Genomic DNA, 14,857 nt, shown 5'->3' with positions numbered 1-14,857 from the left:
CCGATGGACGATTGGACAAGACACGAAGGCTCACCCTCGCCGCTTGGAGTTTCCTTCATCCCCGACGAAGACGCCTACAACTTCGCTCTATATTCCAAGCACGCGACATCCGTCACTCTGTTGCTTTTCTCCGCACAGAATCCGATTGATCCCATCACGATCCAGCCCTTCGATCCCCGCCGCAACAAGAGTGGCCGTATCTGGCACTGCCGGTTGCCCGCGGCCACGGTCGACCGCGCGACCTACTATGCGTATCGCGTCGACGGACCGCGCGCGCCGGCCGAGGGGCAGCGGTTCGATCCCGAGAAGAACCTGCTCGACCCCTATGCGACGGCGGTCTTCTTTCCGTCCGGCTTCAGCCGCGAAGCCGCCCGCCATCCGGGACCCAATCCCGGCCGTGCCCCCCTCGGCGTCCTGCATGCCAGGGCGTCCGGCTTCGACTGGGCCGGCGACCATGCCCCGCGCCATACCCACGACACCATCATCTATGAACTGCATGTCCGCGGCTTCACCCAACGGGCGAATTCCGGCGTTCCGGCCGACCGGCGGGGCACCTTCGCGGGCCTGATCGACAAGATTCCGTACCTGCGGGACCTCGGCGTCACGGCGGTCGAACTGATGCCCGTGTTCCAGTTCGATCCCCAGGAGGGAAATTACTGGGGATACATGCCGCTCAACTTCTTCGCCCTGCATCACACCTACGCGGCCCACCCGGAGCCCGCCGGCCAACTCGACGAATTCCGGACGCTGGTCAAGGCGCTGCACGCCGCCGACATCGAAGTCATCCTCGACGTCGTTTACAACCATACGGCCGAAGGCGACGAGAACGGCCCCACCTACAGCTTTCGCGGCGTCGACAACACCACCTACTACCTTCTGGCCGAAGACCGCCGCCGCTATCGCAACGACAGCGGCACCGGGAACGTGCTGCATACGGCCAACCGCTACGTCTCCGGCATGGTCATGGACAGCCTGCACCATTGGGCGCGGCAGTTCCGCATCGACGGCTTCCGCTTCGATCTCGCCTCGCTGTTCACGCGCCGGGATGACGGCTCCATCGATCTCGAAGAGCCGCCGGTGATCAGCGCGATCCAGACGCATCCCGATCTGTCGCGCCTGCGGATGATCGCCGAGGCCTGGGACGTGGTCAGCTACCAGCTCGGCCGCTCCTTTCCCGGAACCACATGGCTGCAATGGAACGATACATTCCGCAACGAGGTCCGATCCTTCATTCGTGGGGATCGAGGGGTCACCGCCGGCCTGATCCGCCGGCTCGGCGGCAGCGACGACATCTTCCCCGACACGCCCGAGGACGCCTATCACGCCTATCAGAGCATCAATTTCGTGACCTGCCACGACGGCTTCTGCCTGTGCGATCTGGTCAGCTACGACCGGAAGCACAACGAGGCGAACGGCGAAGGAAACCGGGACGGCCGTGACGACAACCGATCCTGGAACTGCGGCTGGGAAGGCGACGTGGATCTGCCCGAGGCCGTGGCCAGGCTTCGGCGCCGGCAGGCGAAGAACCTGTTCTGCCTGCTGATGCTGGCGAACGGCACGCCGATGGTCGTGGCGGGCGACGAGTTTCTGAACACGCAGCGCGGCAACAACAATCCGTACAACCAGGACAATGAGACGACGTGGCTCGACTGGGATCTGCTGCGGACCAACGCCGACTTTCACCGCTTCTGCCGGGCGATGATCGCGTTCCGCAAAGCCCATCCCACGCTGTGCCGCAGCCGCAGCTGGCGCGAGGATGTGACGTGGTTCGGAACGACCGGCAGCCTCGACCCTTCGGCCGACAGCGGCACGCTCGCCTTTCTGCTGCGCGGCGGCACGCAAGGCGATGTCGATCTTTATGCCATGATCAATGCCTCGGCGGCGGAGCAGGAGTTCCTGATTCAGGATACCGCGCCACAGGGCTGGCGCCGGGTGATCGACACGGCGCGCGAAAGCCCCGGCGACATCGTGTCCCTGGACGATGCGCCACCGGTCACCGGACCGCACCACAGGGTGGAGGCGCGGTCAATCGTCGTGCTCGTCCGGCGCTGACACGCCCCGCTGAAATCCGGGAGCCCTACCCCCAATATCCGCCCCTGATGTGCATTGGCCTTAACCTCGATAAAGGCGCTGACCGGATTCCTTTGGGATACTCTCCGGACGGATGAGCCCCGAGCCTTGGGAGGTCGGCCATGGCACCGATACCGCACCTCAGCTACGTCGTTTGCCAGAACGAAAATCATTGGACCGTCGGCTTCGCGCCGGGCGACGATTGCGGAAAATACCCGTCGCGACGGGAGGCCCTGCAGTCGGCGCTGCATGATGCGGTGCGGGTTCGGGAACTGGGATATGACGTCGATGTCTGGGTCCGCCGGAAGGATGGATCGCTGCGACGGATCCGGGATCGGATCAATTTCGACAAATCCGCATCCGCCCGGACATGACTGTTCCGGTGCCGCCCGTGCCGAAAGATCGCACCATCCGACCCGCCTGCGGGCGCGACGGACGAATCGGATGAAGATCACGACTACGACACCGGACAGTTGAGGCTTCAGCGCCCAATGCGCTTGTCCACGACGCCGGGAATGTCCTGAGTCGGCCGCGGGAACTTGCCCTTGAGAGCATCCACGCCCTCCTGCGGCCGGGCGGTGGGCACGAGATCCTGACGGGCACGGCGGCGGTCCGCGGTCGATGTGTGCATCTCACGGTCACGGGTCTCGACCAGTCCCGGCTGGGCCTCGCCGTCACGGTTGAACGACCATGCCAACATGGGAGGACCATAGGGCAGCCGATCGCCTGGTTGCATGCCATTCTCCGACTGCCAAGTGTGCCAGGTCTTGCCGTAGCTGTTCATCTTGCTCTTCATCAACTCGTGCTCGGCGATGTTGGGCAGGTTTGGCGCCACCAGCTGTCCGGACAGGATCTCACCGTTGTGGGGATGCCAATACTGGCGCTCCCGCCGTGGCAGCTGCTCGAACAGGCGCTCGGAGATGATGTACTCGATGCCCGTCAGATTGGCGCCGGCGGTGTTGCCGTCGAACAGCGCGCACTGGGCGAAGTCCTCGTTCATCTGACGGCAGAAATGGTGCGCCTCCATCTGGTGGTTGGGGTCGTTCTTCATGGGATGGAAGCCGACGAGGTAGATGTCCATGCCACCGACCGGCGCGTTGCTCTGGAGCGCCGCCGCTCCGGCTTCGAGCACGTTGGTCTTCGTGCTCTCGGCGCTGCCCTGTGGGCTGACGGACGGCGCCACGGTGCCCATACCGGTGCAGGCGGCAAGCGTGCCGACGAGCGCGAGGGGCAAAGCGGTTCGCTGGATTTGCATGGCTGTGGTCCAATCCTTCCATCAGGATGATCAAGGTGGCTCAGGCGACATCTCTCCCGCCTATCGTCCTGGCGGATCGATCCTGCCCTGAAGTCGTCGGTTACCTTTCGACAGCCTCCAGCGCGGCCTGGGCTCGCCGGCGCGGATTCGCCTCCGTGGAGATCGCTTCAATCCGTCCGAAATCACCGCGCAGGGCCTTCAGCGCGGTGCGCTCGCGGTCGATCTCCGCCGTGGTGCGGATGCCGAGGCGCCGGAACACCGGAACCGGCGGGCACCAGCCCTGGAGAGCGTGCTGGAGAAGGAAGCCGGTCACGACGGCGGGCAGGACCAGGAAGCGCCGGTCGAGGAAGGCACCCAGCAGCGTACCCGTCAGCGCAAGCGTCGCCGCGTTCGCCTCCAGCGTCCGCTCGATGTCCCATTCGTGGTCGAGTTCGTCGAGGCGGTGGGCGATGTGTTCCGGGTGTTCGGCGTGGTGGCGCAGGCTCTCTTCGATCTCGGCGGCGAAATGACGGTTGAGGTCTTCGGACGTGGCGTTTTCCACGCGGGATGCGGTAGCGGGCAGCAAGGCTCCCTCCTCTGTCGGAAATGCAGAGCGGTGTCCCATCCCAACATTAGATATGGCTGAAGTGTTCCCGATCGGGCTCCGACCGAATTGGCGCCATGCCGTCCCGCGTTGGAAATGGAGGACGGCATGGCGCCAGATCCTCATTGCCGGCCCGTACCGATGCCGTCCGGCTGTTCGAAGCCGCTCCCGACGGGGCAGGTCACGGTCCGGGTGCGCTGCCTCCATTCCCACGAGACGGCCACCGCCATCACAGCCGCGCCGGCCGCGGCCAGCGACAGCCGGTAGGGCTCGAAATAGGTGAGCAGCAGGTCCGACCCGAAGGCGAAGAGCAGGATCTTGTTGCAGGTCGGACAGGCAATGCCGAGAAACCCGAGCAAGCTGCCGAAACCGGCGCCGCGAACAGGGCATCGGGGCCGCCGGATGGCGATGTACACGCCGACCAGCACGGATTGGATGGCCAGCAACCAGATCTCGAAGCCCTGGGTCGGCGTCATCCGCACGAACACCGGGTTCGGCCAGACCGCCGTGACCGTGCCGAGCACCAGGAAGGTGCCGATGGCCGCGGCGACGCCGTGCCACGGCCGCACCGGCGCGAGACCACCAACATCGGCCGACGGGGCGGCCACGTCTGCGTTCATCCCTGGCCCCCGTTCTTCCGCTTCGCGCGAACCTCGGCGACGATCTCCTTCATCGCCTTCAGGTCCAGCCCACCGGGAACGATATAGTTGCCGATGACAAAGCCCGGCGTGCCCCGGAGTTGCAGCAGGGCGGCCTGCGCCGACACCTCCTTGAAGGCCGCGTCGATCTGCGCATCACGCTCCTTCAGGTCGCGCTCGGCCCGTGCCAGGTCCAGACCGGCTTCCCCGGCGGCCTTCCGGATCTTTTCATCGTCCAGGCGGCCGGGGATGGTCATGAAGGCATCGTGAACCTGCTCGTAGCGGTCCTGCCAACGCGCGGCGAGCGCGAGCTTGGCGGCGTAGATCGAGGAGGCGCCGAACACCGGCCAGTGCTTGTGAATGATCCGGACGCCCTTATCCTCGGCGGCCAGCTGCTTGACGGCCGGATGGACCCGACGGCAGACCGGGCACTGGTAGTCGAAATACTCGATCAGGGTGACGTCGCCCTGGGGGTTGCCGGCCACCACGGCGCTCGGCCCGCGTGCCAGCGCTTCGGGGCCTAGCTCGGCGACCATGGGCGGAGCCGCCGTTGCTTCGGCGGTGGTCGGCGCCACGAGGGAGGAGACTGCGACGGCACCGGCGCCGACGGCGACGGTTGAAACCAGCAGAGCCGCGAAGATTTTGGTCCGGTGTGAAGTCATGATGGGATGAGTCTCCGTATTCGGGATGTGAGGAAGATCTTGAGCGTTCAGGGAAAGGCCGTCGGATGACGCACAGAAGAGAGGCCGCTTGACCGCTCCCGTCACCGATGGGCCCGCTTACCCGGCCGACCGGGCCCTGCGGAGGGCGTCGAGGACGACGTCCTCTGACAGCACCTCGGGCAGGACGACGCCATGCGGCGCGCCGGGGCCGTAGACCACGTTGAAGGGGATACCGTAGCGGCCGTGCTGCGCGAGGTAGGTCATGATGGCCGCGTCCGGGCTGGTCATGTCGGCCTTCATCGCCACGATGCCATCGGCCGACAGGGCGCCCGCCACCGGCTCGCGCTCGACCACCATCTTCTTATTGACGATGCAGGTGACGCACCACTCCGCGGTCACGTCGACGAAGACCGTCTGGCCCTGGGCGACCAGCTTGCCGATGTCCGCCTGGTCGAATCGCCGCCATTGGGCCGACGCCGCCGCGGCGTCCGGCGCCGCCATCGCGCGGTGGCCGAGGAAGGCCGGGATGGCCAGCGTTCCGGCAAGCGCCGCCACCGCCACCGGCACGGCCGCAAGGCGCAGATTCCGACCGCCGCGCATGGCCAGCGTCATGGCGGCGATGGCGACGGCGGCCACCGCCGCGATGCTCCCGGCCGCGGCGACCGAGGTCTGGGCGGCGAGGACCGTGAGAAGCCAGACCGCCGTCCCGGCCAAAGCCAGGGCGAGCAGATGGCGGAGGGCTCCCATCCACCGCCCCGGCCGCGGCAGCAGCCGGACCGCACTGGGAAAGGCCGCGACGAGCAAATAGGGGCTGGCGAGCCCGACCCCGAGCGCGCCGAACACGGCCAGGATCTCGAGCGGACCGCGGGCCAGCGCGAAGCCGACGGCGGTGCCGAGGAACGGCGCCGAGCAGGGCGTCGCCAACAGGGTTGCGAAAGCTCCCATGGCGAAGCGCCCGGCCAAGCCGTTGCCGCCGACACCTCCCAGCACGGTCATGACCGATGACGGAAGCCGGATCTCGAACGCACCCACCATACTGGCGGTGAAGGCGAGCAGGATGGCGACCATGGCGGCGATGAAGACGGGCTGCTGGAACTGCATGCCCCAGCCAACCACCCCGCCCGCTGCCTTGAAGGCGGCCAGAGTGCCCGCCAGGACAAGCATGGCAGCGATGGCACCCGCCGCCGTCGCCAGGAAGCCCAGCCGTACCCGGCGGAGTTCCTGCCCCTGTTGCCGGATGACCGACATCAGCTTGAGGGAGAGCACCGGCAACACGCAGGGCATCAGGTTGAGCACGAGGCCGCCCAACAGGGCCACCGCCAGGAACGGCAGGAGATCGGCCATGCGGCCGGCGACCGCGGGCGCCTCGGCCGACACGGTGACGGGGGCCTCGACAGCCCGCCCGCCGTCGACGACCGTCACGGTGAGCGGCTTGCCCGGCAGGGTGACGGGGTCGGGACCCGCCGCGATCGGCACGGTCAGAATTGCCGCTTTCCCACCATCCTCGAACGCCACGTCGGGCTTGCCGAACGCCCAGTCGCCGCCCTCGATGAAGGCATCCGGCTCCGCCAATGGCACCGTGAGCGATATCACGCGGACGGCGAGCGTCTTCTGCGCGGTGTCGGCCCAAACCCGCTCGACGGCCAGTCCCGAAGCGCTTCCGTCGCCAGGGACTTGGGCGGTGAACCGGGCGATCAGGTTTCCGGCATCCGCATCGGCCGCCGCCGCACCGGCGGGGAGGTCCAGTCGGACCTGATGCGCGGCCGGGACGCAGATATCGCCGCACACCAGCAGGTCGATTTTGCCGCGTAGCGAGATGGGGTCACCCGGCCGTTCAGGCTTCACCTCGAGGGGGAGGACGACCTCGCCCTTGTAGCCGAGGGTCTCGATGCCGAGGGTGGAGAACCGGTGCGGCGCGGGCCAGTGCACCTCGACCGAAGCGACATTCGTCGAGCCGGTCCAGTCCATCTGGGGCGGAATGCCTGCGTCCCCAGGGCTGCGCCAGTAGGTCTTCCACCCGTCCTCCAAGAGGATGCGCAATCCGGCGGGAATCGTCTCCAGGTCACCCGTGGCGTTCACCGGGGACAGGATCTGCGTGTGCGATGCCTGGCTTGCCGAGACCGGTCCGGCGGCCGCGTCGGCGGAGGCTGGCGCCAGCATGCCGACGAGGGTCGCCGCGATCGGCGCCAGCACGTGGCGCCGCATCAGAAAGGAGAGCATGTCATGGTCCGTGAGGCAGGGTCGAGCCAACGGGCACCGCGCCCTGCGGGCGGCGGTGTCCGGCGATCCGGTCACGAAAGGCAATGGCGAGACAGGCAATGCCCGTTCGCGTAGAAGGCTCCGTGACCGCTCAGGCGGACGGACGCGGGGGAGGCAGGTCCGGGGTGGTGGAGATGCCGCGCGACGGATCGTCGGTCACGAAGCCATGCGCGTCGCCATCCGCGGAGGGCAGAGGAATAGCGAATGCGGCCGTGGGCAGGCCGCCGCAGACCGTGATGCATTGAACCGTGGAACACCGCGCCAGACCGGGCGCGTTCCCGTTGCGACCGCAGGGCCGCTCGGCGTCGCGGACGGTGGACACGAACTCCTGCACGATGGCTTGCCGCTGGTCCGCCACCGCGGTGACCACCTCCGACCTCTGGGCGAAGGCCGCACCGGGAAACGCCTTGACGGTGCCCGAACCGGCAGCGGCAACCAGCGCGGCCAGCATGAGCAGGCCCGCCACCAGTCTCCGAACCATGCTCGCCATGCGATCCAACAGCGTCTCCCCGATGTGCTCCCTTGAGGCCTACCGCGATACGGACGTGGCCGCACCCCTACCCTGCTCACCCTTCCGCGAGCGGTGGCGGGATGCCGCGTCAATCCTGTCGTCAGTGCCGCATCACCGATGGAGCCACTCTGGCCCCTGCCTGTTCGGATCGCAAGCGAATCCATTAGACATTAGGAAACTACGTTCTATCGGCTGCGCCTCGACTTGGCTGGCGTGCCGATACGGATCTCTGTTTCCCTGACGAAGGACAATCATCATGGTAGCCATGTGGAGTGCCCAACTGTCGGTGATTTACCACCTCGGTTTCGGGGGGCACTCAACATGCGTCGGTCGCCCGTTTTTGAACAACAACTCGTATGTCGCCCGGTGATCGCCGCAGGAAAGAGCGCGCGGTCAGCGCCGTCGCCAGTACCAGACACCAGAACGGAGGGAGAGGTGGGCCAGCTTCGCCACGCCCGGCGTTGCGGGGTGCGCGCCGCCCGTAAGCTCTTGAAAGTGCTGGCCGTTTGGAGAAGGTGGTTGGGGGACTAGGATTCGAACCTAGGCTGGCGGAGTCAGAGTCCGCTGTCCTACCGCTAGACGATCCCCCAGACCGTCACCGGGGCGGCTCGTTTGCCGTGCCCCGTGGTGTGGGCGGGTTTATAGCGGCCATGTGCCGGGCTGTGAAGAGCTTTTTTCGCTTCGGATGCATTTTTTTCCAACAGTCACCGGCGGCCCGGACTCCCCCAGGGCCGCCGGTGGCGGACGGTGGTCAGCGCGGGGCGATGGTGGCGATCGGGGCGATGATGTGGCGGAGATCGTCGTCGGACTCCAACTCCTCCAGCTTGCGAGGAAGGCGGCGGCGCCAGTTGGGGTGCTGGTCCACCGTGCCGGGCAGATTGGGCTGCTCGTCGTCGGCCAGCGCGTCCTCGATCTGCACCATCACGATGCGGGACGGAGTGCGCGCCAGATAGGCGTGAACAGCGGCCGACAGTTCCACGCGGAAAGGCTGGTCGCCATCGTCGCTGGGATAGCTGTCCGGGCGCAGCCCCTCGCGCGACAGCGCTTGCAGCAGGCGCCAGCGGTCGACTCCACGGTCCCAGATATCCTTGTCGCGGCTGGCATCGTCCGGATAAAGGCCGAGGCGCCGGCGCCAGTCCAGGTCGCGGCCGGTCCAGAAGCCTTTGAAAGGCGCCAGATCATGAGTGCTGACCGTCGCCATCGACCCGGCGGGATAGTCGCCGGGGGGCTTGAAGCCGCCGTCGGCGGTGCGCTCGAAATAGAGCACACGGTAGCTGAGGATGCCGGCCTGCTCCAGCGCCGGACGGAAGCCCTCCGGCACCGTGCCCAGATCCTCGCCGATCACGACGCAGCGGTTGCGGCGGCTCTCAAGCGCCACGATGCGCAGCAGGTCGTGGAAGGGATAGGCGACATAGGCGCCGGGGCTGCCGTCCTCCGGAATCCAGAACAGGTGCTGCAGCGCCATCACATGGTCGATGCGGAGCGCCGCGGCGTGGCGCATGTTGGCGCGCAGAAGCTCGATGAAGGGGCGGTAGGCGGATTCGCGCAGGCCCAGCGGCGACAGCGGGGCAAGGCCCCAGTTCTGGCCGTTCATGTTGAACTGGTCGGGCGGCGCCCCGACATTGGCGCCCTGCACCAGCATGGACGGATCGGCCCAGGCGGAGCCACCGCCGGGATGGGCGGCGACGGCAAGGTCGCGGTAGAAGCCCATGGCAAGCCCGGCGGACCGCCCGCGCGCAGCGGCCTCGCCCAACTGTCGGTCGGCCTCGAACTGGGCCCAGGCGAAGAAGTCGACGCGGTCGGCATGCTCGGTGGCGAAAGCCGCGACCTCGGCGCTCCGCGGGTCCTGGAAGGCGGCCGGCCAGCTCCGCCACATCCACTGCAAGGCATCTTGGCGGAAGAAATGCTCGTGCAGGGCGTCGAACAGGGCATGGCGTTCCAGTGCCGCTCCCATGTCCTGCCGGAAGGCGGCATAGGCGGCCTTGCGCAGGTGGTCGTCGGGAAGGGCGCGGAATCGGGCGTGCAGAGCTTCCAGGAGCGGCAGCTTCAGCGCGGCGACGGCGGGGTAGTCGACCAGCTCAGCCTGACGGGCAGCGGCCAGTGCGGACTGGAAGGCGGGGTCCTCGATCCGGGCGCGAAGATCGTCGGCGTCGGCGAATTCGGGAACGGAGGCCGGATCGATGTAGAGGATGTTCAGGAACTGGCGGCTGGACGGCGAATAGGGACCGATGTGGTTGGGGTCGGCCGGGAACAGGGCATGCAGCGGGTTGAGGCCGACTAGCCCGGCGCCCAGTCGACCGGCGACTTCGGCGAAGCCGGCGAGGTCGCCGAAATCGCCCATGCCCCAATCATGCTCGGAGCGCAGCGAATAGACCTGCAGGCCGATGCCCCAGCTGCGGCCGGCCGGCACCATCTCCTCCACCGTCACGCAGCGGTCCGGCGCGACGATCAGGGTGGTGGAGCCGGACGGCCCCGCCGCCCCGCCGGCAGCCTCCACATGCAGGTCCAGCCGGTGATAGCCGATGGGCAGCGATACGGGCAGCAGGGCGCCCAGCGCGCGGCGCTCGTAGGCCGCACCGTCCAGGGTGGCGCGGTCGGTGACGGGCAGGTCGCGGACGGCGATGCGGCCACCCTGGGCGGTGCCGCCCTCCGGCGTCAGGTCCCACGCCAAGGTGGCATCGTCCAGGCCGGCCGGCAGAGCGACGCCCAGACCGATCCCCTGCCCTTCCCCGACCACCAGCACTGGCGGCAGCGGGCGACTCCAGGACCGGCACTCGACCGTACGCAGGCTGTCGGCGACCTGATCGTCGGTGGCGGCCTGCAACCCCATGGCGGCGATCAGCGCCCGCTTGGTAGCGGCGGAGGTCTCCCGCCGGTTGCCCCAGATGTCGTGATAGTGGGGTTCTAGTCCAAGCAGATCGGCCAGCCGGTCGAGATCACTCATGCAGGGTCCCCGCGGGTTGTACGGAAAGAGGGTGGGGCTTAGGGATTGGGGGCGCGGCTCGTGGCGTCAATGCCGCCCGGTGGCCTATGCCATCGGCGCTCCCCCATTGGCAGGCCCCATTGGCTGGCCCCATCAGCCAGCCGACAGGGCGGTGCTCGCCGGCCCTGCCGCGGCCGGCGGCGGAGCGGAGGAAGCGATGGAGTCGTTCGCGGCCTCGCCCGCCGCATCGGCGGATGACGCCGCCAGCGCCGAAGCGGCAGCGGCGGCCTTGGCTTGGGCGATCTGCTCCAGCCGGCTGCGATAACCGTCGACGGCGGAGGCCACCTCCCGCGTCATCGCCTCAAGCGGGCGGTCGGGATCGACGGCCTGCATCAGGGCGCGGGACAGGGCCTGCAGTTGGTCGCGGTCGTCGGCGGAGACGGGCCCCTTTTCGGCCGCGGCCCGCACCTTGTCAGCGAGGGACTTGATGGCGCGGGCGACCGCCTCCACCGGGGCATGGTCGCCGTCGTCGCCCAGCCGGCGCAGCAGATCGTCGAGGAAGCCGCCGATGCGGCCGACATGGTCGATGGACATGCGGTCCGGAACCGGCCGCGCCAGCCCCGCCAGGGCGAATTCGATCAGGAAGGCGACCTGGATGCTGGCGCGCAGCCGCTTCTGGGTGGTGACGGTGGCGATCGCTTCGTTCAGCCGCATGCGGGCGCCGGACTGGGTCCATTGGCCGGTCGCCTTCAGCCGCAGCGTGTTGGGGGCGTCCAGCACCGGCACCTGCGCGCCCTCGCGCGGCGACTTGCGGCGGTCGGGGCCGGTGTAGTCGGCGGTGACGACGAAGCCCTTGCGCGCCTCGATCAGGCTGACGATGCGCTCGCGCACCTGCTTGGGCGACACCGGCTTCATCAGCAGGTCGTCGCCGCCGGCATTGGTGACGCGGGTCAGCAGCGCCGGGGTCGGCGCCCAGGTGGTGACGATGACGCAGGCGAAGGGGTTGGGCACCGCCGGTTCGTTGCGCAGGGAGCGGATGAAGCGGAAGGCCTCCGAATCCTCGCCGTCGGCATCGACCAGCACCAGATCGGGCATGGCCGCGGCCAGCAGCCCGGCGGCGGCCCTCACCGAATCGAACAGCTCCACCCGGCGGAAGCCCAGCCGGATCAGCACGTCGCGGAACACGCGCGCGGTGTTGAGCTGGCTGTCGATGATCGCGGCGTCGACCTGCGAGAAATCGTAATCCGGCATCGTCCTACCCGAAGCTCCGCTGCCGCTGTGACGGGAACGCGCGTCGCAGCGTAACACGCTTTGTCTCCGCCCGTCGCGGTAGCATCTCCGCCGGGGGAATGGACAGTGGGCAAAGGATCGCAGGGCAACGCGCCATCGGTTTCATGCCCGCCCCTCACATGCCCGGCTGCTCCACCAGGGTGAAGACCAGGACGGTCCGCCCATCGACCAGGGCCGAGCGTCCGGCCAGATGGATGCGCTCGTCCCCCGTCCCGTCGGCAACGCGGGTGTCGAGCACGCAGCGCCAGCCCCGGCCGCCCGGCACGTCGGGAAGGGTCACGGTCAGGATGTCGGCATGGGCGTTCAGCACGATCAGCAGGACACCGTCGGACAGCGGCTGCCCGTCCGGGCCGACATGGGTGCCGGCGCGGCCGTTCAGCAGCAGGACGATGCAGCGCGCCTGGGTGTTGCGCCAATGCTCAGCCGTTTTTTCCACCCCCTGGGCGTTGTACCAGACGATGTCCTTCAGACCGTTGGCCGCCACTTCCCGCCCATGCAGGAAGAGGGGGCGGCGCAGAACCGGATGGGCGCGGCGCAATGCGACCAGCCGGCGGACGAAGGACACCAGCGACCCGTCGCGCTTGGACCAGTCGAGCCACGTGATGTCGTTGTCCTGGCAGTAGGCGTTGTTGTTGCCGTCCTGGCTGTGGTCCAGCTCGTCGCCGGCCAGCATCATCGGCGTGCCTTGCGACAGCATCAGCGTCGCCAGCATGTTGCGCTTCTGCCGCGCCCGCAGTTCGGTCACCGCCGGATCGTCGCTCGGCCCCTCCACCCCGTGGTTCCAGGAGCAGTTGGAGGAATGGCCGTCGCGGTTCTCCTCGCCGTTCGCCCAATTGTGCTTGTCGTTGTAGGAAACGAGATCGTGCAGGGTGAATCCGTCATGGGCGGTGATGAAGTTCACGCTGGCCCAGGGGCGGCGCCCGCGCTTCTCGAACAGGTCGGCGGAGCCGGCGATGCGGCCGGCCAGTTCCGGCAGCATGCCGTCGTCGCCGCGCCAGTAGCGCCGCACGGTGTCGCGGTAGCGGTCGTTCCATTCCGCCCAGCCCGGCGGGAAATTGCCGACCTGATAGCCGCCGGGACCGACGTCCCACGGCTCGGCGATCAGCTTGACGTCGGCCAGCACCGGGTCCTGCCGCACGGCGTCGAGGAAGCCGGAGCCGGGGTCGTAGCCGTAGGGTTCGCGCGCCAGCACGGTGGCGAGGTCGAAGCGGAAGCCGTCGACATGCATCTCCGTCACCCAGTAGCGGAGGCTGTCCATCACCATCTGGACGACGCGCGGATGGCTGAAATCCAGCGTGTTCCCAGTGCCAGTGTCGTTGATGTAATAGCGCGGGCTGTCCGGCATCAGCCGGTAGTAGCTGAGATTGTCGATGCCCTTGAAGGATAGGGTCGGCCCCAGATGGTTGCCCTCGGCGGTGTGGTTGTAGACGACGTCGAGGATGACCTCGATCCCCGCCTCGTGCAGGCGGGCGACCATCGTCTTGAACTCCGACAGGACGCCGGTGTTCATGTAGCGCGGCTCCGGCGCGAAGAAGCCGATGGTGTTGTAGCCCCAGTAGTTGGTCATGCCGCGGGTGACGAGATGCTGCTCGTCGGCGATGGCCTGGACCGGCAGGAACTCCACCGAGGTGATGCCGAGTGCCCGCAGATACTCTATGACCGTCTGGGTCGACATGCCGGAGAAGGTGCCGCGCAGATGGGCCGGCACCTCCGGATGGCGCATGGTGAAGCCGCGGACATGGGTCTCGTAGAGCACCGTGTCGATCCAGGGAACGCGGCGGTGACGGTCATGGCCCCAGGTGAAGGCGCCGTCCACCACCCGGCATTTCGGCATGCCGCGGGCGTTGTCGCGCCGGTCGAACGATAAGTCCTCGCGCGTCGAGCCGACCCGGTAGCCGTAATGGGCGTCCGACCATTTGAAGCCGCCGAACAGCGCCCGGGCATAGGGGTCGATCAGCAGCTTGTTCGGGTTGAAGCGGTGCCCCTCCTCCGGCTCGTACGGCCCATGAACGCGGTAGCCGTAGAGCAGGCCGGGGCGGGCGTCGGGCAGATAGCCGTGCCAGACCTCGTCGGTGTGTTCGGGCAGGGTGATGCGTTCCACCTCGCGCTGGCCGGTCTTGTCGAACAGGCAAAGCTCCACCCGCTCGGCATGGGCGGAGAAGATCGCGAAGTTGACGCCGAACCCGTCCCAGGTGGCGCCGAGCGGATGGGGCTTGCCGGGCCAGACCGGGGTGCGGGCGGGGGTGGAGGGCATCAGCGGGCGGCCTGTCTATTGAAAAGGAACTGCGGACAAGCCCTCTCCCCCCCGCTCACGCGCAAACAAAGTTTGCGCTGACGCGACAGGCGGACCAAAGGTCCGCCGAAAGCGGGGAAAGGGTTGGGTGAGGGGGACACGGAGCAGAGATTTGCAAGAGACCGGCACCCGACTTCCGCCTGCGGACGGTCGCCGCGCGTCCCCCTCACCGGCCCTCCGGGCCACCCTCTCCCCGGTGGGGAGAGGGTTATCGGATCGTCGGGCCGGCGACGATTGGAACGTTTGGAACAGGATGAAACAGTTTTCGTAGCCTGTTCCATTGTTCCATTCCCTGGCCGCACCGCCATTGCGGCGTGCCGACTCCGCCCGCGGTACAGCGCCTCACGGTTTATCCGCCGGGTCCGCATCGCGT

Annotated in this window: 10 protein-coding genes and 1 tRNA gene; 1 reads left to right on the top strand and 10 read right to left on the bottom strand. The window is 67.8% G+C overall.

What is annotated here, in order from left to right; genetic code table 11:
- The first annotated feature begins 3 nt into the window (after window positions 1-3).
- On the top strand, window positions 4-2,052 hold the full coding sequence (locus tag M5E06_RS18250) for a glycogen debranching protein (RefSeq protein ID WP_252139415.1): 2,049 nt from the start codon (window positions 4-6) through the stop codon (window positions 2,050-2,052).
- Between the two features lie 499 nt (window positions 2,053-2,551).
- Here M5E06_RS18250 and M5E06_RS18245 read toward each other — a convergent pair whose 3' ends face one another.
- The 10 genes from M5E06_RS18245 to glgX form a co-directional block, all read right to left on the bottom strand.
- The gene (locus M5E06_RS18245) at window positions 2,552-3,325 is read right to left on the bottom strand and encodes an OBAP family protein (protein WP_252139414.1); all 774 of its coding nucleotides are present in this window, start codon (window positions 3,323-3,325) and stop codon (window positions 2,552-2,554) included.
- Between the two features lie 100 nt (window positions 3,326-3,425).
- A complete protein-coding gene (locus tag M5E06_RS18240) occupies window positions 3,426-3,890 on the bottom strand; it encodes a DUF2892 domain-containing protein (protein ID WP_252139413.1) in 465 nt (154 codons plus the stop codon).
- 140 nt (window positions 3,891-4,030) lie between these two features.
- A complete protein-coding gene (locus tag M5E06_RS18235; RefSeq protein WP_252139412.1) occupies window positions 4,031-4,528 on the bottom strand; it encodes a hypothetical protein in 498 nt (165 codons plus the stop codon).
- On the bottom strand, window positions 4,525-5,208 hold the full coding sequence (locus M5E06_RS18230; RefSeq protein WP_252139411.1) for a DsbA family protein: 684 nt from the start codon (window positions 5,206-5,208) through the stop codon (window positions 4,525-4,527). Before M5E06_RS18230 ends, M5E06_RS18235 begins: the two co-directional genes overlap by 4 nt.
- Window positions 5,209-5,325: 117 nt before the next feature.
- Window positions 5,326-7,428, bottom strand: a complete 2,103-nt coding sequence (locus M5E06_RS18225; protein WP_252139410.1) for a protein-disulfide reductase DsbD family protein — start codon at window positions 7,426-7,428, stop codon at window positions 5,326-5,328.
- Between the two features lie 130 nt (window positions 7,429-7,558).
- The gene (locus M5E06_RS18220) at window positions 7,559-7,933 is read right to left on the bottom strand and encodes a hypothetical protein (RefSeq protein ID WP_252139409.1); all 375 of its coding nucleotides are present in this window, start codon (window positions 7,931-7,933) and stop codon (window positions 7,559-7,561) included.
- Between the two features lie 561 nt (window positions 7,934-8,494).
- Window positions 8,495-8,568: transfer RNA gene (locus tag M5E06_RS18215), tRNA-Gln, on the bottom strand.
- Between the two features lie 161 nt (window positions 8,569-8,729).
- The gene (malQ, locus tag M5E06_RS18210; protein ID WP_252139408.1) at window positions 8,730-10,922 is read right to left on the bottom strand and encodes a 4-alpha-glucanotransferase; all 2,193 of its coding nucleotides are present in this window, start codon (window positions 10,920-10,922) and stop codon (window positions 8,730-8,732) included.
- Window positions 10,923-11,054: 132 nt separating this feature from the next.
- Complete coding sequence (locus tag M5E06_RS18205) at window positions 11,055-12,152, bottom strand: response regulator (RefSeq protein WP_252139407.1); 1,098 nt, start codon at window positions 12,150-12,152, stop codon at window positions 11,055-11,057.
- 154 nt (window positions 12,153-12,306) lie between these two features.
- Complete coding sequence (glgX, locus tag M5E06_RS18200) at window positions 12,307-14,445, bottom strand: glycogen debranching protein GlgX (RefSeq protein ID WP_252139406.1); 2,139 nt, start codon at window positions 14,443-14,445, stop codon at window positions 12,307-12,309.
- Between the last annotated feature and the right edge of the window lie 412 nt (window positions 14,446-14,857).

It is taken from the genome of Azospirillum sp. A1-3 (assembly GCF_023806445.1).
Taxonomy (GTDB): domain Bacteria; phylum Pseudomonadota; class Alphaproteobacteria; order Azospirillales; family Azospirillaceae; genus Azospirillum.
Note: the sequence above shows the minus strand (reverse complement) of the source record. Positions and strands in the feature narration are given on the sequence as shown.

Excerpts from the sequence above, each read along its gene's own strand:
- M5E06_RS18235 (WP_252139412.1), bottom strand. The coding sequence starts at position 4,528 with ATGAACGCAGACGTGGCCGCCCCGTCGGCCGATGTTGGTGGTCTCGCG.
- glgX (WP_252139406.1), bottom strand. The coding sequence starts at position 14,445 with ATGCCCTCCACCCCCGCCCGCACCCCGGTCTGGCCCGGCAAGCCCCAT.
- malQ (WP_252139408.1), bottom strand. The coding sequence starts at position 10,922 with ATGAGTGATCTCGACCGGCTGGCCGATCTGCTTGGACTAGAACCCCAC.
- M5E06_RS18230 (WP_252139411.1), bottom strand. The coding sequence starts at position 5,208 with ATGACTTCACACCGGACCAAAATCTTCGCGGCTCTGCTGGTTTCAACC.
- M5E06_RS18225 (WP_252139410.1), bottom strand. The coding sequence starts at position 7,428 with ATGCTCTCCTTTCTGATGCGGCGCCACGTGCTGGCGCCGATCGCGGCG.
- M5E06_RS18245 (WP_252139414.1), bottom strand. The coding sequence starts at position 3,325 with ATGCAAATCCAGCGAACCGCTTTGCCCCTCGCGCTCGTCGGCACGCTT.
- M5E06_RS18205 (WP_252139407.1), bottom strand. The coding sequence starts at position 12,152 with ATGCCGGATTACGATTTCTCGCAGGTCGACGCCGCGATCATCGACAGC.
- M5E06_RS18250 (WP_252139415.1), top strand. The coding sequence starts at position 4 with ATGGACGATTGGACAAGACACGAAGGCTCACCCTCGCCGCTTGGAGTT.